Below are 907 nucleotides of genomic sequence, written 5' to 3' on the forward strand. Positions count from 1 at the left end.
AAGTCAGGATCAAGCCTATTCAAGACTCTCCAATGTCGGGCGCAACGTTTCGTCGCAAAACACAGCTCAAAGCCAATTGATCAACCAGCAAGCCAAGAACTTCATGGATAAGTTCCAGGTGGATGATAGCCACTCTGATGCTGTCAAAGGTGCTTTTGCCATGCAGGCTATGGGCACACTCGATGTTGACGAAGCTGCGTCCATGCTTATGCCTATGGTTGGCAAGGCCAGGGCAGCAATGAAGGCCGCTGCTGGTGTGAAATCAAACAGTACAGCCCTAGTTCCTGCTGGTGGTAATGGCGAATCAGGCGGCGGCAGTGATGTCCTGGACATCAAAGCGCAAGCGAAGGGAGCAACAGAGTCATCAACTCAAGACTCTTCAAGCTGGTCAGCGAGTGATGTGTCCCAGTTCATGAAGGGTGTGAGCTATTCGCAAACCGATAGCCAGGCGTTGACAAATCAATTAGCGCAGGGTTTCAGCCGTTCTGGAAGCGAGTCATTCAAGCAAACCTGGGGCGATAGCTTATCCCAGAACCTATCCAAGTCCGCTTCTGAACTGGTGTCTGCATCGGACACCTTCACAACAATGAGTCAGCTCCAAAACCAAATGGGCTCCATGACTAATACCGACTTTAAAACTCTCGGTGGTGCAGTAGCACAAACCCCTGCGGCCATGAACCAACTGAATGACTATTTCCGAAATGCCGCGCCGCAATCGGTTAAAGACGAGGCGGCTTCACTACAGCAAAGATACCAAGCCTACGGAATGTCTCCTCAAGTGGCCCAGGCAGCAGCGCGAATGACAGCAATGACCAACTCCAAAAATTACGAACAGGGTAAGGAGCTTGGCGGGTATCAAGCCGCACTACAGGCGATCAATACCGCGTCCGGTCGCAACGGAGCATTT

At 51.6% G+C, this 907-nt stretch carries 1 pseudogene; it reads left to right on the forward strand.

What is annotated here, in order from left to right:
• Positions 1-103 precede the first annotated feature (103 nt).
• Positions 104-907 (forward strand): annotated as a pseudogene (locus R8N49_RS25695) (conjugal transfer protein TraG); the annotation flags it as partial.

The sequence above is a fragment of the Vibrio sp. 1978 genome (genome assembly GCF_033344345.1).